Here is a 20747-nt window from a genome sequence, read left to right on the forward strand (position 1 = left end):
GGATTTGTTAGCGTTTTTTGTTAGTTAAATTACAACAAATATAATTCCGGGAGCATTTACAGTCAAGACCTATTCGGACCTTATCGCATTTCATCTTTGTCGAAAGGCTTGATATCTTTGTCACGATTTTGTTGTATCTGGGCTTGCTGATCAAAATGACCCTGTTTTTGCACCTGGAGATCGGGCTTGGCCTCAGCCTCAAAGTGGACGTCGTTTTCCAGGCGGCCCTCCCGCTGCTGGTCGCGGGTTCGCTGCTCGTACGCGGGCGCGGCGGAAAACGGGATGCTAGGTCCGCCGGTTAGGCCGAAATGTTCGGCGGGCGGGTCAACCGGCGGGCCGTCGGCCTGCGGCAGACGCCTGAACGCCAGCAGGGCGAGCAGCAGCATGCCGATATAACCGAACAGCGGATACAGATAAGTCAGCAAGGAAGCAAAACCGATCTGGCTGATCAGAAAGCAGGCCAGCAGCACCGCCAGAATAACGGCGTTTTTCGGCAGCGAAAACAGACTTTGGATTTGCCGGGTCATGCCGAACACGTTGCCGATCAAGGTGGTGAAAATCTCTCCGTAAATGACCAGCAGGAACAGCACATACGGGAGGGCCCCCAAACCGCGCACGATTTCGGCCATCGGGATTTCCAGCTCCATGATTTCCGGCATGCGGGCATTGATGGCAAAATGGTACGTCAGCAGCATCGCGCCAAGACCGATTCCGCCCCAGAAGCCTCCCCACTTCAGCGTGCTTTCCTCCTTGACCTCGCTGCCTAGGGGCACCATTACCGCCTGCGCAAAGGCAAAGTTCAACGCCACATAAACAAACGCGCTCAGCGCCCACCCGTAATCCCGCAGCTGCTGGCGCTGCCACTCCGTGATCCGCATGATGCCGCCCGGCTCGACAACGTTAATCGCAATCAGGCAGGTGAACAGCAGCATCATCGGCACGACCAGCGCATTGACCACCACGATCCCGTTCATCTCTTTGGTCATCACCCAATAGGCCAGCACGATGCTCAGCACAATTCCGATCTGATAAGGCAAGTGCAGCTGCTCCTCAAAAATGGAGCCCGTGCCGGACAACATCACGGCGGTTACGCCAAGCAGAATCAGTAAAGTCAGCGCATTCGCGAGCTTGCCGAGAACCGGCCCGAAGAGATGCTCGTTAAATTCCTGATAGGAGAACGCCTTGATCCGGTGAGCCACCACCATCATTTTCGTTCCGAGCCACATAAACAGAAATGTAGTAATGGTTATCCCCACAGCCCCCACGGGTCCGTAAACGGTAAAAAACTGCATGATCGATTGGCCTGAAGCGAATCCGGCGCCGACGACCGTGCCGATATAAGTTGCGGCAATCTGAAATATTTTGACCCATCGCTCAAACATACACCCTCCAGAAACTTCCATTTTTTGTCTTGTCCTCACTATCCTATGATCCTTGCTTGCTTCCTATTCCCACCTCCGTTTTATTTAAAAAAGGCTGATTCTCCGGCAAAAATGCAGTACATTAAGGATAGGCAGTACACCAAATCCGCGCGGAGTGAGCCAAATCGTGAAATCTTTTTATCAAAACTGGAAGCTCGATCCCGAACTTCCGATGAATATTTTCCGCAGCCAAAACATTTCGTTTTATCCCCATTTCCATGCGGAAATCGAAATTATCTACGTGGAATCGGGGAGCCTGCTGATCGGCGTCAACGAGGAAAAGCGCCAGGTAAAACAAGGCGATATCGTCATCTGCAGCAGCAGCGACATCCATTACTTCGACAGCCGGGACCAGCCTTCGCAGGTGCTGATTTTGCTCTTTAAGCCGGAGTGGATCGGTCCGGTCAAAGGCTGGCCGCAGGATTTCCGGTTCGCCTCCCCGTTCATTTCGGACAAGGATCCGCGGTTTCAGCCGATCAAGCCGTGTCTGGACCGGATTTTCCAGGAACGGGCCGATGCCCGGCCAGGATATCAAATGTTGATGAAAGCCGGCGTGCTGGAGGTTTGCGGGACGCTGCTCCGGCATTTGGAGACGCGGCGAATGGACACCGGCGCCAAGGAGAAGCTGGAATCGCGGCGGGCCAGAATCCAGCAGATCCTCTCCTACATCGAAGAGCACTATCAAGAGGAATTAAACGTCAGCCTCATGTCGCAGCAGTTTCATATGGAGCCGTCGCATTTCAGCAGAACGTTCAAAAGCGCCATCGGCATGAATTTCAAAACCTATCTCAATTCGATCCGGGTGCTCACCGCCGAGCAAAAGCTGCTGACAAGCGATCTGAGCATTATGGAAATCGCGCTGGAATGCGGCTTCACCAGTATTCGGACGTTCAACCGCGTCTTCAAGGAGCTAAGGGGATACATCCCCTCTACCTTGCGAAATTCCGCGCCTTGATGAGCCCAACTTATATAGTAATTTTTTCAGAGATTGGTATATCTAGCAGTTTCCGCGAATATCATAGAAACGTAAAGCAAAACAAACTTAAAAGATTCAAAACGCAATTTTTGACTATGATTCCGCATAAACTGGCGAGCGCTGAAGGTTTCTACCAACTTATAATGAATGCATGAAGACAAAATTTTGTTCTTCAATCGATTTGGAGGGATTCAATGAAACAGCTGCGGATCGGAATGATAGGTTACAAGTTTATGGGCAAAGCCCACAGCAATGCTTACCGGGCCCTGCCGATGTTTTTCCCCGGCGCCTTGCAGCCGGAGATGGCTGTGCTGTGCGGGCGGAACGGCGAGGCTGCGCGCGAGGCCGCGGACCGGCTCGGCTGGCCGGAAGTGGCCACCGAGTGGAAGGAAGTTGTGGCCCGGGACGATATCGACCTGATCGACATCAATGCCCCGAGCGACACCCATAAGGAAATCGCTTTGGCCGCGGCGAAGGCCGGGAAGCACATTTTTTGCGAAAAGCCGTTAGCGCTTTCATTACAAGACGCCAGGGAGATGCTGGCGGCGGCGGAAGCAGCCGGCGTCACCCATATGGTCGGTTTTAACTACCGGTTTTCCCCCGCGGTGAAGCTGGCCAAAAAGCTGGTGGAAAGCGGCCGGCTCGGGCAAATCTATCATTTCCGGGCCTGGTTCCTGCAGGACTGGATTCTCGATCCGGAATTCCCGCTCGTCTGGCGGCTGCAGAAGGACGTGGCCGGTTCCGGTTCGCACGGCGACCTCGGCGCGCATTTGATCGATCTGGCCCATTACCTGGCCGGCGATATCCGGGAAGTCATCGGCATGAGCGAAACGTTCATCAAGGAGCGCCCGTTGGCGGAAAACATGACCGGCCTCAGCGCCAAAAGCAGTAAAGACGCGCCGAAGGGACCGGTTACCGTGGACGACGCAACGCTGTTTCTGGCCCGGTTTGAAAACGGGGCGCTGGGCAGCTTCGAAGCGACGCGGTTCGCCGCGGGACACCGCTCAACGAACGCGTTCGAAATCAACGGGAGCCTGGGCAGCGTGAAATTCGACTTCGAACGGATGAACGAGCTGGAGGTGTACTTCACCTCGGACGACGAGGATGTCCAGGGCTTTCGGCGCGTGCTTGCGACCGATCCGGCGCATGCGTACTCCGAGGCTTGGTGGCCGCCGGGGCATACGCTTGGCTTCGAGCATACGTTTACGCACGAAATGCTGGAGCTAACAAGCGCGATCCGCGAAGGCAGACAGCCGGAGCCGAACTTCCGCGACGGCGTCAAGTGCCAGGCGGTGCTGGAAGCGGTGGAACGTTCGGTGGATGAACGGCGCTGGGTGGAAATTTCGGAGATGTAAACACATTTACAAGGAAGAAGGAATTACCGTGAAAAAAGCATTAATCGTTTGGGGCGGCTGGGATGGACACGAACCGGAGCAGATTGCGGACATTTTTGCCGGCATTTTGCGGGAGAACCGCTTTGACGTGGAGGTATCCGGCACGCTGGAAGCCTATGCGGACGCCGAAAAGCTGCTTGGCCTCGACCTGATCGTGCCGGTCTGGACGATGGGGGAGATCTCCAAAGAGCAGGCCGCTAACGTATCAGCCGCTGTGCAAAACGGCACCGGCCTGGCCGGATGCCACGGCGGCATGTGCGACTCATTCCGCAACAACGTGGACTGGCAGTTCATGACCGGCGGCCAATGGGTCGCTCATCCGGGGAACGACGGGGTTCATTACAAGGTCGAAATCAGACCCGGATCAAGCCCTTTGACCGAGGGAATCGAGGATTTCTTCGTGGATACGGAGCAGTATTATCTCCACGTTGACCCGGCCGTCGAAGTGCTAGCCACCACCCGTTTCCCGGTGGTCGACGGACCGCATCGCCTCAACAAATCCGTCGATATGCCGGTCGTATGGACGAAACGATGGGGCGTGGGCCGGGTGTATTATAATTCACTGGGCCATCACGCCGACGTCGTCGAACTTCCTCCGGTGAAGGAACTGATGACGCGCGGGCTGCTGTGGGCCGCCGAAGGAAAGCGGCGGGCCTTGGAACTTCAAGCCGCCGGAGCATTGAGCGCAGCCGGGGCTGGAGCCTACACCGGGATGGGGGACAGCCAGTAATGGAAAAAATAAAGGTTGGCATCATCGGCTGCGGAAAAATCAGCGGCATTTACATGGAAAACTGCCGCAAATTCGCGGAGCTCGAGCTTGCGGCCTGCGCGGACCTGGATCTGTCCCGGGCGCGGGAACAGGCCGAGCGGTACGGCATTCCCCGGGTTTGCACGGTTGAGGAACTGCTGGGCGATCCGGACATCTCGATCGTCATCAATTTGACGATCCCGGCCGCCCACGCCGAGGTGTGCTTGAAAGCGCTGGAGGCCGGCAAACATGTTTACGTCGAGAAGCCGCTCGCCGTCACCCGCGAGGAAGGGCGGGCCATCCTGGAGGCGGCCCGCCGCCGCGGGCTGCTGGTCGGGAGCGCGCCGGAGACGTTTTTCGGGGCCGGCATTCAGACAGCGCTGAAGCTGATCCGGGACGGCGTGATCGGCCGGCCCGTGTCGGCCACGGCGTTTATGATGAGCCGCGGCCACGAGCATTGGCATCCGGACCCGGAATTTTATTATGCCAAGGGCGGCGGCCCCATGTTCGACATGGGCCCCTATTATTTGACGGCATTAATTCAGCTATTGGGTCCGATTCGGCGCATCGCCGGGATCACCGGCAAAGCGCTGGCGGAACGTACGATCACGAGCGAAAAGAAACGCGGCCAACGGGTCCCCGTGGAAGTGCCGACGCATGTCGCCGGCACGCTGGAATTCGCGGAGGGTGCGATCGCCACGCTGATCACCAGCTTTGATGTGTTCGGCGGCAGCACGCTCCCGCCGATTGAAATTCACGGCACCGAAGGCACGCTGCTGGTGCCGGATCCCAACACGTTCGGCGGCCCGGTGAAATACCGCAGGCTCGGCGAAACGGAGTGGACCGAGGCGCCGCTGCTGCCGGGCTACGCCGAGAACAGCCGCGGCATCGGCCCGGCCGATATGGCCGCCGCCCTGCTCCGCGGCCGCCCGCACCGCGCCAGCGGCGAGCTCGCGTACCACGTGCTGGAAGCGATGTGGGGCTTCCACGATTCCTCGGACTCGGGCCGCTATTACGAAATGCAAAGCACGTGCGCGCCCCCGGCCCCGCTCCCGTCGGACCTGGAGCCGTTTCATTTGGACTGAGCGGCGTTTGCCACAAAAAAGGGTGATCCCATGATCGGGACCACCCTTTTTTCATTAAATCAGATCCGATTTCTGCAGCAGACGCTGCACAATCGCAGCAACTTCGGCTCTAGTAATATGCGACTTCGGCGCAAGCTCCGTGCCGCTTCTGCCCGTAACGACGCCTGCCTCCAGGCGCTCCTCGATGCTGTCCTTCGCCCAGCCCGCCGCAGCCGAGAAGACGTCCTCCGATTACCACAAATAAAGATCGTTGCCTTTCAGCTTAAATAACGCCTCCATAAAATAATAATCGCCGTAAATAATGGCGTGATGATGCGTCTTGGCATAATAGGCCCCTGTGCCATAGAGCAGGAATTGATCGGTATCCGGCGACCAATCGATTCGCGATTCGTCCAATGTTCTCAGCAGCTTCAGCGCCGCCGCTGTAAACGACCGGCTTTCATGTCCGCCGACGGCTTTGGCGATCTCGATAAGCCCGCAGGCCGCGATGGCCGCAGCCGTATCGTCCGTAAGCCGCGGCTCTTCCGGCTGCCGGAAATCTACCGGGATAATGCCGTCCTCCGGAATGTTCGCCATAAAATAATGCGCAACCCGCTTGGCCGTCTGTAAGTACTCGTCTTTCCCGGTATGAATATAGCTCATCATAAATCCGTACAAGGCCCAGGTCTGTCCGCGCGTCCAAGAGGAGCCTTCTCCGTAGCCCTGTCCGCCATGCGTACGGACCACGCCGCCGTTAAATGGATCGAATTCGACGATGTGGTTGACGGAGCCGTCGGGGCGGACAAACGCTGACATCGACGTATCCGCATGCTTCATCGCGATTTGCTTGAAGCGCGGGTCGCCCGTTTCTTCCGTGGCCCAGTACAGCAGCGGAATGTTGAGCATGCAGTCGATAATCGCCCAGCCTCGCGTATCCCCTTCCTCCAGATCGTTCCAGGCGCGAATGAAACCTCCCGCCAAATTGAACCGCCCTGCCAGCAGGTTCGCGGCATGCAGCGCCCGCTTCCGGGATTCTGGATTCCCTGTCACCCGGTAATTCGCGACGCTCGTAGGCAGCCACATAAACCCGACATCGTGATGCAGGCCGTAAAATTCCTCAAAGCACCGATCCAGCTTCGCTTCGGAAATTTGCGCAAATTCCTTGTATTTTTCGTGGCCGGTTTCATGGTGCATCAGCCATAACATGCCTGCCCAGAAACCGTTGGTCCACCAGTTGATTCCGTCCGAATTATATCCCGTTGGATTGCTTGTGGCCCGGTCGTCATGCACACCGTTCACCGTCGTATAAGGAATTTTGTTCCGGGAACGTTCGCTGACTGCGTCCATTTTGTCCGTCAATTTGGCGATAATGTCATTCAACCATTGCTGCTGTGTATCGTTTAACAAAGGAGGTTCCTGCCTTTCATCGTGTAATTGCTTTCAGCACGGTATCCGAATTTCCGCTTATCGAAAGCGTAACACTGCAGTTTTGTGAATAAAATGAAGTTTTTTAAGCTAAAGATGCGGTGATTTTAGAGCTTTCCCGCTTATCTTCCCGGCAGGCAATCTTATTCTTCCTACTTGGACTGAGGTAAGTAGCTGAGGTGACTGTCCTTAGGGTTCGTGTCCTGGTATCCCTGCCTGCTGCCTTTACACGATTATCCCTTTCATTAAGGGGGTTGAGGGCTAGGGTAAGGGATAAAGAAAAAAGGGATCAGAAAAAATGAGGCGGTTCAGGTGAGATTTTCGGCTTGATAAGCAAACGTATGTTTGGTATAATGAAATAAATGGAATTTACGTTCGTAAATTCTTGATTCGGGAGGTGAGCGGATATGGAAGCCAATGCGGGAACAGACCTTCAACCATTCAGTAGCCGTTACCACAGCGAGCAGGATTGCATGGAGGCGCTAATCGAGATGAAGTGGCCAAACGGCTTTGTCTGCCCGCGCTGCGCTCACACCCGGTGCAGCCGTCTGACCTCGCGGCATATCCCCTTATTCGAGTGCGGAAAGTGCAAGCATCAAACGTCGGCTTTGGTCGGCACGATTTTTGAAGGAACCAAGGTGCCCCTGCTCAAGTGGTTCGAGGCCCTGGATTTATTCCTGCTCCCGGGCGGCATCTCGGCGATGCGGCTGAGCAAGGTGATCCAGGTCACCTACAAAACCGCCTGGTTGATGCTGCACAAAATACGCCATGCCGCCCTAGAATTCGATGCCCGGGAGCTGCTCTGCGGAGACGTGAAGGTGAACAGCGATCAGTATGGGCGCAATCCGTCCCGGTGTCAGCTTTCGCATCCGTATGCCTCGGCGGTCGTAGCCGGCTGCACGGTCACGGAGTCGGGCGAGCCGGAGCAGGTCAAAATCCGCCTGGTGCCGCATAAGCGGGGAAACGAAAAAAGGGCAAACCGTCACGATCTAACCGCGTTCATCAACGGGCATGTGGATGTCCGTACATCGGTGGTGCAGTTGTTCCCTCAAGCCTTTCGGCTGTATATGCCCTTGCGGAGAGTGGTGAGAGAGGCGTGGGAATCGCTGAAGAGTACGTATGGAGCCTTGGGACTGAAGCATCTGCAGGCGTATCTGAACGAATACACCGGACGCCGGCGGCTGCGCCTGCAAGGAGAACTGCCCGGAGCGGAAGAAACGATGCGGCAGAAGTTACTGTGCATGTGTGTGGCGATTCCGGCAATCCCTTACCGCCGGCTGATCGCACGCCAACCGAATCAGCCCCTTGCGGCTGCGGCCTGATCGTGACGCTTGAACGGTAGGGGTTACTTGATGCAGATCAATTTAATGGGTAGGGGTTAGCATGAACAGTGCGGGCGTTGCTGCAGACGGGAGGGATCAGGTTACAGCAAAATCACGGTCTTTTCGTTTCCCTCGCGTTTTGTCCTTGACCTCCTGTCTTGATCTCTTGTCCATTCTGTATCCCCTCCCCTAAACCTGCTTCCTTCTTCTAAGACAGTTTCATTATCTCGAATCGATCAACTTCTCCACCAAATATTTTCTTCTTCCAAACTTGTCTGTTTCTCTGCCACCTGATCAAACGGGATAATCGTGCTAAGCGTCCGGACAGCGAGTGTTGATCTGACGCCACCCCATCGGCCTTCCCTGTCCGTTACCTAACCAGGTTTCAAGAACTTTCTTTAAAATAAAGAATTAATTGTTTCTTCAACCTCTTTCAAATGTCCCTTGAGGGCCTCTTCACCAACGCTTGGAACATTGCCAAACAGCAGATGTTCAACGGATTCAATGCCTGTAAAGTCAAAAATGCCCGTTGTCGAAGTGAGTTTCAGCGCTTCGCTCATGCCGGTTTGATCGTAAATTTCCTTAGGCGTACCGTGAGTGTTGATGATCAGCCCTTTTTTGCCTTTCAGCAGCTTATCTATGCCTTCAGCGCCATAAGCGTAAGCAAAGCCGTATGCAAATACCCGATCGACGTATCCTTTGATAATCGCAGGCAATCCCGTCCACCAAATCGGATAAATAAACGTAATAACGTCCGCCTGAGCGATATATTCCTGTTCCGTTTTAATATCCGCTGGAGTTTGTCCGGCTTTCATAGCTTCCGTATCTTCAGGTTTAAGAACAGGCTGGAAGCCGAGCGCATACAAATCACGTACGACAACCTCATGTCCTTTGTTTTTCAGCGCACCTGCCGTAGTCTCCAGGATGGCGTGGTTGAAGCTTTCTTGGCTAGGATGAGCGTAAACGATCAAGTGTTTCATGAGTAATACCTCCCGCAGCAGCAATATTTTCGATTATTATTAGCAAACTGCATAGATATCTATGTAATGTCAATTGTACTAATTTCCGAATATAGCAAAAGACGACCGCGCCGAGTTCGACTGAGCCGTCTTTGCTGTCTTTTCAAAGTGACTTCCTCAGCCTTTCGTCGCTCCCGCCGCAATCCCTTTGACGAAATATTTTTGCAGGAAGATAAAGGCGAGCAGCACGGGGACAACCGACATCGTTGTACCGGCAAAAATCATATCCCAGCGGGAGGAGAACTCGCCGATATAGCGGTAAATTTCCACGACCATCGTCTTTGGTTCACCGGACGGCAGGACGAGCATCGGCATCAGGAAGTCGTTCCAGATCCCTAGCCCGTTCAGCACGACCATGCTGGCTGTCACGGGGCCGAGCAGCGGGAACACGATGTTCCAGAAAATCCGCACCCGGGAGCAGCCGTCGATTTCCGCCGCTTCCTCGATCTCTACCGGGATACCTTTAACGAAGCTGGAATACAGCAGGCTGCCGAAGCCGACCGAACCGGCGATGTATATCATGATCGGCCCCGCCAAGCTGCCGTAAATCCCCAGCAATTTGAGCTCTTTGAACAGGGGGATCATGTAGGCCTGGAACGGAATCATCATCCCGGCGAGAAAATACAAAAAGACGAATTTCGTCCATTTCGCGTTCCGCCGCTGAATGGCGTACCCGGCCATCGGGATGAACAACACCTGGAACACGATCGATACGACCGTTAAAATCAAACTGTTTACGATCGCCTGCGGGTAGTTCGTCTCCGTCAGCAGGTATTTGAAGCTTTCCAAGTACAACGATGCCGGAAGAGCAACCGCGTCTTTCATGATTTCCGCATTGCTCTTGAAGGCGGACATGATGTTGAAGAAGATCGGGAAGAAGAAAAATACCGCCGCGATGACCGTCACCATTAATATCAAAACATCTATCACGAGCTTACGTGTTTGCAGCGACATTACATTTCAACCTCCCTTTTTTGGAGGATCTTCACTTGAAACACGGTAATGATCAAAATAATGAAAAACAACACCATGGCCAGCGCCGTCCCGAACCCTTGGCGCAGCTCGCCGAATCCGACCTTATAGATCAGGTAGGTTAACGTTTCGGTTTCAAAGCCGGGACCGCCGTCCGTCATAACCGCGATCTGATCGAAGATTTTCAGCGCGCTGATCATCGACAAGACCATGCATACGGTCACCGATCCGGCCAGCAGCGGAAACGTGATATGCCGGAACTGCTGCCAGCCGTTTGCGCCGTCGATGCTGGCCGCTTCGTTCATTTCCTGGGGAATACCCTGAAGTCCGGCGAGGTATATGATCATATAGTAGCCGGCGCCTTTCCAGACCGTGGATAAAAGAATCGCCAGCATAGCGTAGCGTGGATCTCCAAGCCAATCAACCGTGAAAGCCCCGAGGCCGATCTTGGCCAGCAATTGGTTGACGACGCCGAAGTTGTAATTCAGCATCATCGCCCAAACGAACCCCATCACGATGCCGCTAAGCAGTGTGGGGAAATAAAAGATGCTGCGGAATATTTTGCTCAGCCAGCGCACTTTGTCGACCAGCATCGCAAGCAGGATGGCAAATAAGTTCTCGAGAACGACAAGGCTAATCGTTAAAATCAACGTGTTTTGGAGCGCGTTGTGGACGCGCGGACTATTCCAAATTTCCACGAAGTTGGCCAGTCCGATAAACCGTACGTCGGCGCTAATGCCGTCCCATGACGTGAAGCTATAGTAGACGCTGCCTATCGTCGGAACGATCACAAACAATGTATACAAAATAAAGGATGGCAAAATGAAGAACAGCGCATAAGGCTGCCATTTTTTCTTCTTTTTGGCAGCAGCATACGTTTTTCCTGAATTAACGGCAGGTGCAGCCATGGTTGTCTCCCTCCTTCGGAACGCTTGAGATTAAAGAGGAACCTCCCCGAAGGAGGTTCCTGCGGTTTTGCCGGGCTGCCTTACATCGCGTTGGCTTTGACTTCGTTGTCGTATTCCGTGTCCGCCTGCTTCATGTATTCCAGGACGTCCCCATCCTTTGCGACCAGTTCCTGAAGCAGCTTGTAGTACCAGTTGCGGAACTGCGGGGGAATTTGGTTTTCGCCCCACCAGTTGTTGATCGCCAGCGATTTCCTAACATTCGGATCGGCCATCAGACCGAGCACCACCTGCATCTGCTCGCTGGATTCATAAGTGACCTGCTCTTTGGTCGAAGGAATCGCATTGATGCTGGCCAGATAGAGCGAATAGTTTTCCGGCTCAAAGAAGAAGCGGATAAACTGTTTGATCGCTTCCACCTTGTCCGCGTCTTTGGACGCTTCCGTGGAAATGGACCAGCCGGCCGGGGATGACAGACCGATCACGTTCACGTTGCCTTCGCGGTCAGGGAGCGCGTAGAAGCCAAATTCGAAATTGGGGTCGGCTTCGGCGATTTGAGTGAACATCCACGTTCCGGAGTACAACTGTGCCGCTTTTCCGCTCACCAGGAAGGATGCCGTCTGATTGTCGCCCGTGCTCAGCCAGCCTTTATCGACGTAGTTTTGGAACAGTTCTTTATAGTCCGTCATCGCTTGCACGACGTTCGCATCGGTGAAGCTCACCTCTTGGGCCGTGCGTTTTGAGTTCCAATCCGGATCGTTCGCGTACACCTGGTCGATCAGAAACTTGTTGACCCAAAAGCCCATATGAAAAATATCTTTGCCGCCGACCACAATCGGCGAAATGCCGCTGGCTTTCAGCTTCTCCTGAATTTCGATGAATTCGTCGTACGTTTTCGGCAGCTCGGTGATGCCGGCCTGCTCATATGCTTTCTTGCTGTAAATAATCCCCTGCGGCGAGTTCACCTGCATCGGCGCGTTCCATACCTTGCCGTCGACCTTTGGCGGGTCGTTGAACAACTCCAGCAAATCGGACGGCAGTTCTACGATTTTGCCCGCATCGGCAAACACTTCCGTATCCCGCATTTCCACCAGGTCCGGGAACTCGCCGACCGCATCCTTCGTTTTCAGCCAGTCCAGATAAGCGGCGGACGTCGTTTCGCTGATATCTTTGATTTTGATATGCGGATTCGCCTCCATAAACCGCTGGACCGTATCGGCAATCGCTTTTTTCGTGGCTGGATCGCCGGAAGCGTAGCCGATCGTAAAGCTGACCTCTTTTGGAGCATCTCCCCCGGCATCGTTTCCATTGCTGCTGGTTGAAGGCGTTGCCGCCGTATTTCCGCCGGAGTTGCCTCCGCCGCATGCGCTCAGCACCATGAACGCCGCCAAGACCAGGGCGGAAAGTTTTGAGCCTCTTTTTTTAGCCATCTTTCAGGTAACCTCCCTTATATCCTGCGAACCGGAAACGGATGAACGATGTGCGCATCACCGCTTTGAAAACGTTTCCTTGGTTCAAGCATAACATTTGCCTTTCTCGGGCTGAATGAACTTTTTTAAGCTCGGCATGCGTTGTTTTTAAGAAGGCCGAGGGCAGCCGCAAGCACAAAAAAACGAACGGAATGTTTACGTTCCCGTCCGTTCTGCCGCCGTCTCCTCCACAGTGGGAAAAGTAAGCACAATCGAGGTGCCGATATGCTCCCGGCTGTTGATGACGATTCCATAGGCTTCGCCGAATACCGATTTGATCCGTTCGTGCACGTTTTTGAGCCCGATGTTTTTGCCGGGAGCTTCGGGATCGTTCAGCACGCGGTTCAAGCGTTTCAGCGTATCGGAACTCATCCCGGCTCCGTCATCGTAAACCGTGATGACAATAGACCGCTCGCGTCTTTCGACGGTTAGCCCGACCGTGCCTCTCCCCTGCTGCTTTAACCCATGTTGAATCGCGTTCTCGACGATCGGCTGCAGGGAGAGCTTTAAGATGTGCCAATTCAAATCCACTTCCGGAGCCACATGACAGTTGAACTCAAACCGCTGATCGTAGCGGACCGAAATAATGTAAAAATAGTCTTTGATATTGTCCAGTTCACTGCGGATGCTGACCTTCTCCTCGCCGTAATCGATGACGTATTTCAGCTGATTGGACAGGGAGAGAATCATATCGGCCACTTCATGGTCGTCTTTGTCCACCGCGCTCATCCGGATCACCTCAAGGGTGTTGTACAAAAAATGCGGCCGGATTTGGCTTTTCAGTGCGTTTAATTCCGTCTGCTTCTGTTTGATCTGAGCCACGTAAGCTTCGTCGATGTACGCCTTCAAACGGTCGACCATCCGGTTAAAGCTGTGGCTGAGCCTGCCAAGCTCGTCATTGCTGCGTACCTCCACCTGCGTATCGAGGTTTCCCGATTCGACTCTAGCCATTTGCTTCATCAGCTTAAGGATCGGCGCGGACAAACGCCGCGAGAACCAGGCGCCCATCACGACAAGCGAGGCGGCACTCAAGCCGATGGCGATAAACACGGTCATTCGCACCGACAGCAGCTGCTGAAACAGCGAAGCGCGATGAATCCGCGCGGTAAGGCTGCCGTTCAGAAACGGGATTGGCTCCGATATCACCATCATCCCTTGATCCGGCTCGGGCCCATCTTGCTCCTCGGGCAAAAGGACCTCCTCCTCGCGATTGTTGAAATAGACGTTGCCTTCCCCGTCCAGTAAATACAGTTCGTCTTGCTCCCGCAGATGAAGCTCCTTGAAAAACTGATCGAAAATCGCGGCGTCCACGTCAATAAACAACATGCCGACGATCTTCGGCTCAACCGTCACTTTGCCGGAAATGTCGATCAGGCTGCGGCCGATGGTAAACACTTTGCGGCCTGATGCAGGGTAATAATTGTCGGCATGCGTAGGGAAGATCGCGACTTTCGAAGGAGTGGGGCGCATTTGTCCAAGCCATTCCTTATAGGGCAGCAGCTCCACGTCGATCGCCCTGTTTTCTCGTTCCTGATAATACAGTTTCCCGTCCCGCTCCCGGACAAAATACACGCTGCTGATGTAATTGTCGCTGTACAGCACCGTCTTCAGAAACGAATTGATCGGAATATTGTTGATTTGCTCCAGTTCATTGACATTATTGGTCTGGTTTTGCCTGGAGCTTTCGATAAAACCTTCGTAATTGCCGGTATACATCAGCTTCGACACTTCGTTGTATTGGTTAAACGCGGCGTTTAGGTTGTAGCTCATGTACATGACCATCTGCTGCAAATTTCCGGTGGTATACCGCTCTACATACCTCGTAAACGTGTTCACCGAAAAAAGGCTCAGCGTAAACAGCGGAACCAGCCCTACCAAAATGAAGGCCCCGGCAAATTTAACGAAGATACTGGTGAATTTTTTGCTGCGTAAGCGCATATGCCCCTCTCCTATTCCACGCTGGCGGATTGCCGGTATTCCTGCGGCAGCTTGCCGTACATCTTTTTGAACATGTCGCTGAAATGGCGGGCGTTGTTGTAGCCGACGCGCTCGGCGATTTCATAAATCATCAGGTCGGTTTCCAAAAGCAGGCGGAGTGCATGCTTCATCCGTTCCTCCGTCAAATACTGCTTGAAGTTTTTCCCGGTATGCTTTTTGAAAAAGCTGCTGAAATAGTATGGGTTCATATAAATCATAGCTGCCATGGACTCCAGCGTGATGTTCTCGGCGTAATGCTCTTCCATATACGCTTTGACCCGGCGCAGCTCGGCGATTTCCTTGTTCGCCAGCTTATGAACGATCTGTTCGCAGGCATGCTCCACGATCGCCGCAAACTCCTTCTTCACGCCTTCATAAGCCACATGCCCCGACAATCTCGCCAACAACGCGTTGGGATCTTGGCCCGATGCGCCCAGCTGGATGCCGATGCTTGCCATATGCTGATCCAGCAGCAGGATCGCGTTGTACACGCTCATCACCGCCAGTTGCTTACCGCCCGCCGCCCGCCGCCGGGTCGCCACAAGAAGCCGGTTCGTCGCCGCATGCAGTTCCTCCCTGTTCTGCGACATAAGCGCCTTGGCTATGTTCTCCTCCAGCTCCGCGATGCTGCATAACTCTTCCGAGTGATCCGCCGCGGTTTCATCCGTCTCGATCACCCGGTTAAGACCGGTGAAATATTTGTAGTTAAGCGCTTTCAAAGCGGCCCGGTAGGAATCGGAGGCCGTCTCGATGCCGCATACCGGCCGGCCTATTCCAAGGGAAACCGGCAATTTGAGGAAAGCGTTGATCTTCCCGTGCAGGTCATCCGCCAACTTACGCGGCTCGTCCGCGTGTTCATGCTGGATCAAGATCCCGAACCTTCCGTCTTTATGGAACATCAAGCAGTTGCCGCCGGGCTCGATCGTTTCTTTGATAATGTTGTGCAGCGCGAAATGGACAAGCTTTCGTTCCCGTTCTTCCCAGCGGGAGGCGCTTCCCATCGTTTCATCCGGCTCCAGCATACAGACGCTCGTATGCCGGCTCAGCGCCACCGCGCCCATGCGGGTCAATTCGGCAGCCGCCCGCTTGTCCCCGTCCATCAAGCCGTCCAGCAACTCTTCGATCGTCACGGTACGATGCTTCCGTTTGTAATGGGTCAGCATTTCTCTGGCCCGCTCGCCTTCGTATTCCTCACGGATCAGCGCCGCCGCCTTGCCGACGACGCTTTCCAAATGTGCTTTGTTCACCGGCTTGACCAAATAGTCTACAGCGCCGTATTGAATCGCCTGCCGGGCATAGGCAAACTCCTGGTATGCGCTAATGAAAACGACTTTTACCTGAAGGGATTGTTCATGAATCTCGCGGATAATGTCGATGCCGCTGCATCCCGGCATGCTGATATCGCTGATGATCAGATCCGGGCGGCATTCGCGCAGCAATTGTCTCAGTTCGTTGCCGTCATTGGCCTCTCCGATCATCGAAAACCCCAATTCTTCCCAATCTATCAGTTTTTTTAGCCCGCGCAATATTACCGGCTCGTCGTCCGCCAATAAGACCCTGATCCTCAAGCCGCATTCCTCCCATCACAAGGGTATAACACCGAGCTCAAACGAACTGGAACGATTACGTGTTTTCCATTATACAGCTTTGTCACTTAACTTTAACATGCAGGTTTTCTCCGCTTACTGCCATTTTTTAAGCTCCATGTGCATTTTTTTAAGTTCTTTGTAGCCCGGCATGCACAAAAAGGCCGCCAAGCGGTTTTATCCGCACGGGACTTCCAAATTACACGCATGGTACAAACCAAACAATCAATATATATGAAAAACAGCGAATACTGTTTCTTACACTACGGAAAAGGTGGAAATATCACATGGCCGAAACGAAACATCGTCCCTTTATATTTGTAACGATCAAGGCGTCTACGATCCGGAATTTTATCATCCTGGATTTAATTGCCGGGACCGGACTTTACTACCTGATTAAGCTGGCTACCGCGAGCGCATTGCTTGGCACGGTGGGCAGCGCTTTGGGAACGGAAGGGATGAAGCGAATCCCCGCATTGCGGTTCGCAAAGTTTATTTTTCAACGGTAAAAGCGGCCCCGCCTTTTCCGGACAGGACCGCTATAGATAAGTTTCATGACCGCATTTACCTGCGTTGCCGTGCCGTCCGCGCTACAGCACCGCCGCGGAACCTCCGTCGATATTCACCGCCGCCCCGGTTACATACGACGCCGCGTCCGAGACCAAAAAGGCGATGACCTTTGCCGCTTCCTCGGTTTGGCCGATGCGGCCAAGCGGGATGCCAAAGCGGGGATCGGCGGCGAATTGCTCCCAGGTAAGCTCCGGAGCCGTCGCCTTCCATTTCCGCTCGATTTGGTCGCTGCGGATGAGGCCGATGCAAACGGCGTTCACGCGGATGTTATCGCGTGCCAAGTCCTTGCTCATCGCCTTCGTTAAGGCGAGCCCGGCCGCCCGGCTGACCGAGGTGGGCAGCGAAGAGGCGCCGGGCGCTTTGCCGCTGATCGCGGTGACGTTGAGGATCGCGCCGCTTCCGTTCTTTCGCATATGGGGGATGGCCGCCCGGGCGAAGTTTACCGCCCCGAACAGCTTAAGGTCGAGGTCGGCGCCCCACGCTTCCAGGTCAACCTGTTCGAAGGGCTGCGTAGCCGAAGTGCCGGCGTTATTCACCAGAATGTCGATGCCGCCAAACTGCTCCGCCGCCTGCTCCACCGCGCGGCTCGCTTCGGATTCCGAGGAGACGTCCGCCTGCAGGATAAGCGGCTTGAGTCTCGTTTGTTCCTTTAGCTTGGCTTCCGCTTCCTTTAGCGCCTCAAGCCCGCGGGCCACGATCGCCACCTGCGCCCCTTCACCGGCAAGCGTCAGGGCCGTAGCCAAACCGATGCCTTTGCTGCCGCCCGTGATGATCGCCCGCTTCCCTTTCAGTCCCAAATCCATGCCGCATTCCTCCCAAATAGTTATCGATGCCTCGAAGCGCCATCAGATATTGAAAATCTGCCACCCGCCCCGACTTATCGGCTCGTAGTTCACCGCCACAAGAAATGTCGTGTGTAATAACGTCAGAGCTCCCGCACCAAGGTCGTTCTCCACCTCTCATTGGAAAAATTCCAATAGATTGCCGAACAACGGTCTAAGTTTTGCCCCCACATTGGAAAATTTCCAATAGAATTCGCTCAAACCGCCCATTTTGCGTCTGCCGAGTCTCATCTATTGGAAATAGTCCAATCAAGCTGCTGTATTTACCTCTCAATTTCCAATTCTATTGGATTATATCCAATCAGAACGTTGTGTCACGCCGTGGAATCCCCGTTACCTGCCCCACCTGCTACCTGTTACCTGCTACCTGTTACCCGTCTGCAAACCCAAGACTATAATAGCCTGCAGCTCGTCCCCGCCGGAACTGTCGCAGGTAGAATGTCACCGGATAGATTAACGCAGCCGTACGAAACAATCTTTCGCCTATTGTGCGGCTAGTTGTCCATTCGTACGGCTGCCCACAGCTGGTATTATATTTTCCGCAAAAATCACTTCAATCCCTTGGCCTTCAAATATTCTTCCTTGTAAGCCGCCGCCTTTTTGGCGATCAGCGAGAAATTGCGCTGCTTCACCGCTTCGTTCGTCAAATCGGAGCCGATACCGACGGCCACCGCGCCAGCTTTGATCCATTCGCCCAAATTGTCCAGCGATACGCCGCCGGTAGGCATGATGTTGGCCTGCGGCAACGGTCCCTTGATCGCCTTGATCATCGCTGGATTATACAGGTTGCCCGGGAACAGCTTGACGATGTCCGCTCCCAGCTCCAGCGCCTCCTGGATTTCCTTGATTGTCATGCAGCCGGGCATGACAGGAATACGATATCTGTTGCAGAGCAGCACCGTATCGCGGTTCAGCGAAGGCCCAACGACAAATTGGGCGCCGCTCAATATAGCCGCCCGCGCCGTCTCGGGATCGAGCACCGTGCCGACGCCGATAATCGCATAGTTCGACGCTTCTTTCGCATCCCAGGAGTATTTGCGGGCCAGCTTCTCGATCGCCTCCAGCGCAAACGGGATCGTCATCGTTACTTCGATCACTTTAATGCCGCCGGCAATCGCCTGTTCGGCCATTAACACGACTTCCTCCGGCGTCTCGCCGCGCAAAACGGCAACAACGCCCTCTTCGACGATTTTTTGTACGAGCTGCAGCTTTTTCATGGAAATTCCTCTTTTCTATTGTTTCTCTAAATTAAATGTAATCTAAAACGAATCATAATTCCACGTCAAACGTTGGCCGTTCAATTTCGGTTCTCCCGGATCGCCGGGACCTGATGCGCGCAAGGAAAGTCTGTCGCCGTTCAAGCTGACGGTTTACTCTACGCTCATCTCCCCAGCCGTCGCTGTGAATCGGGGCGCGCGGACAGACATAGCTGAGGAAAAAGCCTTCAATTCGGCAATGCCCAGCCGCTCGGCATCCTCAAGGCCCATCGCTTCGATAACAGCGCCGATCCGGCGCCCCCGGCATACGACCAGGTTGTACCCGTCCTGCCAAATATAGCATTCGCCGCAAACGTCCATTCTCCTTCCGGAAGCACGCCGATCACTAGATCCGGCACGTCCTCCGGCAGCGGGTACAGCGCCATGACGACGTTTTTGCGATACAGTACGCTGGTCCATTCGCTCTGATGGCGCGGGTCGCCGCCCTCCATATTATACCCTTCGCCAGAATGAAAAAAATACAGCTGATTCCCTTTCCTGCCTGTTCGGGCACCGGATCAAGGCCCAGCGGCCAATGGCCGTACAGCGGGCTGTCCGGGTTCGTATCCTGCAGCCGAAGGACGCGCAGCAGTACGCTTCGGCCAAACGTCTTCCCTCATCGCGGTCAAACGGTGGTTTCTCCCCGGCATCCGCCACGGCGGCAAACAAATAGGATGCGTAATAAAAGTTATCCCGCACATCGCCATGGAACCAAAGCCCGCTGTTCAGCAAAGGCTGATTCCACGCTCTGCAGGCCGCTTTTCCGGCGATTTCTTTCATTCTTTTTTGATAGGGATTCATAACCGCTCCTTCCATCGCATACGGATTCACGAAGATAACGCTTGCCAAATGAACCCAAATAGGATTAATATGAACCTATGTGAACATTATACACCCAAACAAACGAAAAAAAAGGAGACGGTAGAAAAATGGAACGTCGTTATGCCTCTCATCCGAATGAAGTGAAACAGTTTGATACGGCCCGGCTGCGCCAGGAGTTTTTGATTCCGCAGCTGTTTACGCCGGATAAGCTCGAACTGGTGCTCACGCATGAGGATCGCCTGATCGTTGGCGGCGCCGCGCCGGTAAATGGCGAGGTGAAGCTGGAAACCGATCTTAAAGAGCTGGGCGTGGCTTATTTCCTGGAGCGGCGCGAGCTCGGCGCCATCAACGTCGGCGGGCCGGGGTCAATCGTGGTGGACGGCACCGAATACGAGCTAGGCACCAAAGATTGCCTGTACGTGGGGAAAGGATCGCGGGAAGTTATTTTTAAAAGCAAGGACGCGGCGAAACCGGCGAAGTTCTATTTGAACTCCGCTCCGGCCCACAAGGAGTTCCCTACCGCCAAAACGACTTTGGCCGAGGCGGAATCGGCCGCGCTCGGATCGATCGAAAATTCCAACGAACGGACGATCCACCGCCTGATCCACGAAAACGGCCTTCAAAGCTCCCAACTCGTTATGGGGATGACCCAGCTCAAGACGGGCAACATGTGGAACACGATGCCGGCTCACGTCCATCCGCGGCGCATGGAAGCTTATATGTATTTTGATCTGCCGGAGGACGCCGTGGTCGTTCATCTGATGGGCGCGCCTGATGAAACCCGCCATATCGTGATGCGTAACGAACAGGCCGTCATTTCGCCGAGCTGGTCGATCCACAGCGGCGTCGGCACGAGCAATTATACATTTATCTGGGGCATGGCCGGCGACAACAAAGCGTACGGGGATATGGACGCCGTAGCAATGAAAGATTTAAAATAAGTAGAGGTTGTTCAAAAAGTCATCTTTTGATGAACTCT

At 54.3% G+C, this 20747-nt stretch carries 19 protein-coding genes and 1 pseudogene; 7 read left to right on the forward strand and 13 right to left on the reverse strand.

Features of this window, described 5'->3' with window-relative positions; all coding sequences use genetic code 11:
- Nucleotides 1-80: 80 nt before the first annotated feature.
- Nucleotides 81-1382: a YkvI family membrane protein gene (locus EHV15_RS30595; RefSeq protein WP_246061830.1), complete on the reverse strand. Its 1302-nt coding sequence runs from the start codon at nucleotides 1380-1382 to the stop codon at nucleotides 81-83.
- A 166-nt stretch (nucleotides 1383-1548) separates the two neighbouring features.
- Between EHV15_RS30595 and EHV15_RS30600 the strand changes: the two genes are divergently transcribed.
- The 4 genes from EHV15_RS30600 (at nucleotide 1549) to EHV15_RS30615 (ending at nucleotide 5624) form a co-directional block, all read left to right on the forward strand.
- The gene (locus EHV15_RS30600; protein WP_246061831.1) at nucleotides 1549-2376 is read left to right on the forward strand and encodes an AraC family transcriptional regulator; all 828 of its coding nucleotides are present in this window, start codon (nucleotides 1549-1551) and stop codon (nucleotides 2374-2376) included.
- A 215-nt stretch (nucleotides 2377-2591) separates the two neighbouring features.
- Nucleotides 2592-3752 carry a Gfo/Idh/MocA family protein gene (locus EHV15_RS30605; RefSeq protein WP_128634584.1) on the forward strand — a complete coding sequence of 387 codons (1161 nt, stop codon included), beginning with the start codon at nucleotides 2592-2594 and terminating at the stop codon, nucleotides 3750-3752.
- Nucleotides 3753-3780: 28 nt separating this feature from the next.
- Nucleotides 3781-4521, forward strand: coding sequence for a ThuA domain-containing protein (locus EHV15_RS30610; RefSeq protein WP_128634585.1), 741 nt, complete (start codon nucleotides 3781-3783; stop codon nucleotides 4519-4521).
- Complete coding sequence (locus EHV15_RS30615) at nucleotides 4521-5624, forward strand: Gfo/Idh/MocA family protein (RefSeq protein ID WP_128634586.1); 1104 nt, start codon at nucleotides 4521-4523, stop codon at nucleotides 5622-5624. The genes EHV15_RS30610 and EHV15_RS30615 overlap by 1 nt, the downstream gene beginning before the upstream one ends.
- Before the next feature lie 54 nt (nucleotides 5625-5678).
- On the opposite strand, the pseudogene EHV15_RS38470 reads toward EHV15_RS30615, so the two are convergent.
- Together EHV15_RS38470 and EHV15_RS30625 are read right to left on the reverse strand one after the other, a co-directional pair.
- Nucleotides 5679-5837: pseudogene (locus tag EHV15_RS38470) on the reverse strand (S-layer homology domain-containing protein); the annotation flags it as partial.
- 18 nt (nucleotides 5838-5855) lie between these two features.
- Nucleotides 5856-7010, reverse strand: coding sequence for an AGE family epimerase/isomerase (locus EHV15_RS30625; RefSeq protein ID WP_246061832.1), 1155 nt, complete (start codon nucleotides 7008-7010; stop codon nucleotides 5856-5858).
- A gap of 425 nt (nucleotides 7011-7435) precedes the next feature.
- Between EHV15_RS30625 and EHV15_RS30630 the strand changes: the two genes are divergently transcribed.
- Nucleotides 7436-8350 (forward strand): transposase, encoded by a 915-nt coding sequence (locus EHV15_RS30630; protein WP_128634587.1) that lies wholly within the window; start codon nucleotides 7436-7438, stop codon nucleotides 8348-8350.
- A gap of 398 nt (nucleotides 8351-8748) precedes the next feature.
- On the opposite strand, the gene EHV15_RS30635 is transcribed toward EHV15_RS30630, so the two are convergent.
- From EHV15_RS30635 to EHV15_RS30660, 6 genes are all read right to left on the reverse strand, one after another.
- Nucleotides 8749-9330, reverse strand: coding sequence for an NAD(P)H-dependent oxidoreductase (locus EHV15_RS30635; protein WP_128634588.1), 582 nt, complete (start codon nucleotides 9328-9330; stop codon nucleotides 8749-8751).
- Between the two features lie 156 nt (nucleotides 9331-9486).
- On the reverse strand, nucleotides 9487-10323 hold the full coding sequence (locus EHV15_RS30640; RefSeq protein WP_178075997.1) for a carbohydrate ABC transporter permease: 837 nt from the start codon (nucleotides 10321-10323) through the stop codon (nucleotides 9487-9489).
- Nucleotides 10323-11249, reverse strand: coding sequence for a carbohydrate ABC transporter permease (locus tag EHV15_RS30645; protein ID WP_128634589.1), 927 nt, complete (start codon nucleotides 11247-11249; stop codon nucleotides 10323-10325). The genes EHV15_RS30640 and EHV15_RS30645 overlap by 1 nt, the downstream gene beginning before the upstream one ends.
- Nucleotides 11250-11329: 80 nt before the next feature.
- Complete coding sequence (locus tag EHV15_RS30650) at nucleotides 11330-12676, reverse strand: ABC transporter substrate-binding protein (protein ID WP_128634590.1); 1347 nt, start codon at nucleotides 12674-12676, stop codon at nucleotides 11330-11332.
- 195 nt (nucleotides 12677-12871) lie between these two features.
- Nucleotides 12872-14653, reverse strand: coding sequence for a cache domain-containing sensor histidine kinase (locus EHV15_RS30655; RefSeq protein WP_128634591.1), 1782 nt, complete (start codon nucleotides 14651-14653; stop codon nucleotides 12872-12874).
- Nucleotides 14654-14664: 11 nt separating this feature from the next.
- Nucleotides 14665-16260: a response regulator gene (locus tag EHV15_RS30660; RefSeq protein WP_128634592.1), complete on the reverse strand. Its 1596-nt coding sequence runs from the start codon at nucleotides 16258-16260 to the stop codon at nucleotides 14665-14667.
- A 305-nt stretch (nucleotides 16261-16565) separates the two neighbouring features.
- On the opposite strand from EHV15_RS30660, the gene EHV15_RS30665 reads away from it, so the two are divergent.
- Entirely contained in the window at nucleotides 16566-16787 is a 222-nt protein-coding gene (locus EHV15_RS30665; protein ID WP_128634593.1) for a hypothetical protein, read from the forward strand.
- 81 nt (nucleotides 16788-16868) lie between these two features.
- Here the strand turns inward: EHV15_RS30665 and EHV15_RS30670 are convergent, their stop codons facing one another.
- From EHV15_RS30670 to EHV15_RS30685, 4 genes are all read right to left on the reverse strand, one after another.
- A complete protein-coding gene (locus EHV15_RS30670; protein WP_128634594.1) occupies nucleotides 16869-17651 on the reverse strand; it encodes an SDR family NAD(P)-dependent oxidoreductase in 783 nt (260 codons plus the stop codon).
- A 587-nt stretch (nucleotides 17652-18238) separates the two neighbouring features.
- Nucleotides 18239-18907 (reverse strand): bifunctional 2-keto-4-hydroxyglutarate aldolase/2-keto-3-deoxy-6-phosphogluconate aldolase, encoded by a 669-nt coding sequence (locus EHV15_RS30675; protein WP_128634595.1) that lies wholly within the window; start codon nucleotides 18905-18907, stop codon nucleotides 18239-18241.
- A 227-nt stretch (nucleotides 18908-19134) separates the two neighbouring features.
- A complete protein-coding gene (locus tag EHV15_RS30680; RefSeq protein WP_128634596.1) occupies nucleotides 19135-19398 on the reverse strand; it encodes a hypothetical protein in 264 nt (87 codons plus the stop codon).
- 1 nt (nucleotide 19399) lies between these two features.
- Entirely contained in the window at nucleotides 19400-19747 is a 348-nt protein-coding gene (locus tag EHV15_RS30685) for a hypothetical protein (RefSeq protein ID WP_128634597.1), read from the reverse strand.
- Between the two features lie 128 nt (nucleotides 19748-19875).
- Between EHV15_RS30685 and kduI the strand changes: the two genes are divergently transcribed.
- On the forward strand, nucleotides 19876-20709 hold the full coding sequence (kduI, locus tag EHV15_RS30690; protein ID WP_128634598.1) for a 5-dehydro-4-deoxy-D-glucuronate isomerase: 834 nt from the start codon (nucleotides 19876-19878) through the stop codon (nucleotides 20707-20709).
- The last annotated feature ends 38 nt before the right edge of the window (nucleotides 20710-20747 follow it).

Source organism: Paenibacillus oralis (assembly GCF_003863965.1).
Taxonomy (GTDB): domain Bacteria; phylum Bacillota; class Bacilli; order Paenibacillales; family Paenibacillaceae; genus Fontibacillus; species Fontibacillus oralis.

Coding starts and splice junctions, on each gene's coding strand:
- EHV15_RS30650 (WP_128634590.1), bottom strand. CDS start 12,676: ATGGCTAAAAAAAGAGGCTCAAAACTTTCCGCCCTGGTCTTGGCGGCG.
- EHV15_RS30630 (WP_128634587.1), top strand. CDS start 7,436: ATGGAAGCCAATGCGGGAACAGACCTTCAACCATTCAGTAGCCGTTAC.
- EHV15_RS30595 (WP_246061830.1), bottom strand. CDS start 1,382: ATGTTTGAGCGATGGGTCAAAATATTTCAGATTGCCGCAACTTATATC.
- EHV15_RS30675 (WP_128634595.1), bottom strand. CDS start 18,907: ATGAAAAAGCTGCAGCTCGTACAAAAAATCGTCGAAGAGGGCGTTGTT.
- EHV15_RS30615 (WP_128634586.1), top strand. CDS start 4,521: ATGGAAAAAATAAAGGTTGGCATCATCGGCTGCGGAAAAATCAGCGGC.
- EHV15_RS30640 (WP_178075997.1), bottom strand. CDS start 10,323: ATGTCGCTGCAAACACGTAAGCTCGTGATAGATGTTTTGATATTAATG.
- EHV15_RS30645 (WP_128634589.1), bottom strand. CDS start 11,249: ATGGCTGCACCTGCCGTTAATTCAGGAAAAACGTATGCTGCTGCCAAA.
- EHV15_RS30685 (WP_128634597.1), bottom strand. CDS start 19,747: ATGAATCCCTATCAAAAAAGAATGAAAGAAATCGCCGGAAAAGCGGCC.
- EHV15_RS30635 (WP_128634588.1), bottom strand. CDS start 9,330: ATGAAACACTTGATCGTTTACGCTCATCCTAGCCAAGAAAGCTTCAAC.
- kduI (WP_128634598.1), top strand. CDS start 19,876: ATGGAACGTCGTTATGCCTCTCATCCGAATGAAGTGAAACAGTTTGAT.
- EHV15_RS30680 (WP_128634596.1), bottom strand. CDS start 19,398: ATGGAGGGCGGCGACCCGCGCCATCAGAGCGAATGGACCAGCGTACTG.
- EHV15_RS30655 (WP_128634591.1), bottom strand. CDS start 14,653: ATGCGCTTACGCAGCAAAAAATTCACCAGTATCTTCGTTAAATTTGCC.
- EHV15_RS30665 (WP_128634593.1), top strand. CDS start 16,566: ATGGCCGAAACGAAACATCGTCCCTTTATATTTGTAACGATCAAGGCG.
- EHV15_RS30670 (WP_128634594.1), bottom strand. CDS start 17,651: ATGGATTTGGGACTGAAAGGGAAGCGGGCGATCATCACGGGCGGCAGC.
- EHV15_RS30605 (WP_128634584.1), top strand. CDS start 2,592: ATGAAACAGCTGCGGATCGGAATGATAGGTTACAAGTTTATGGGCAAA.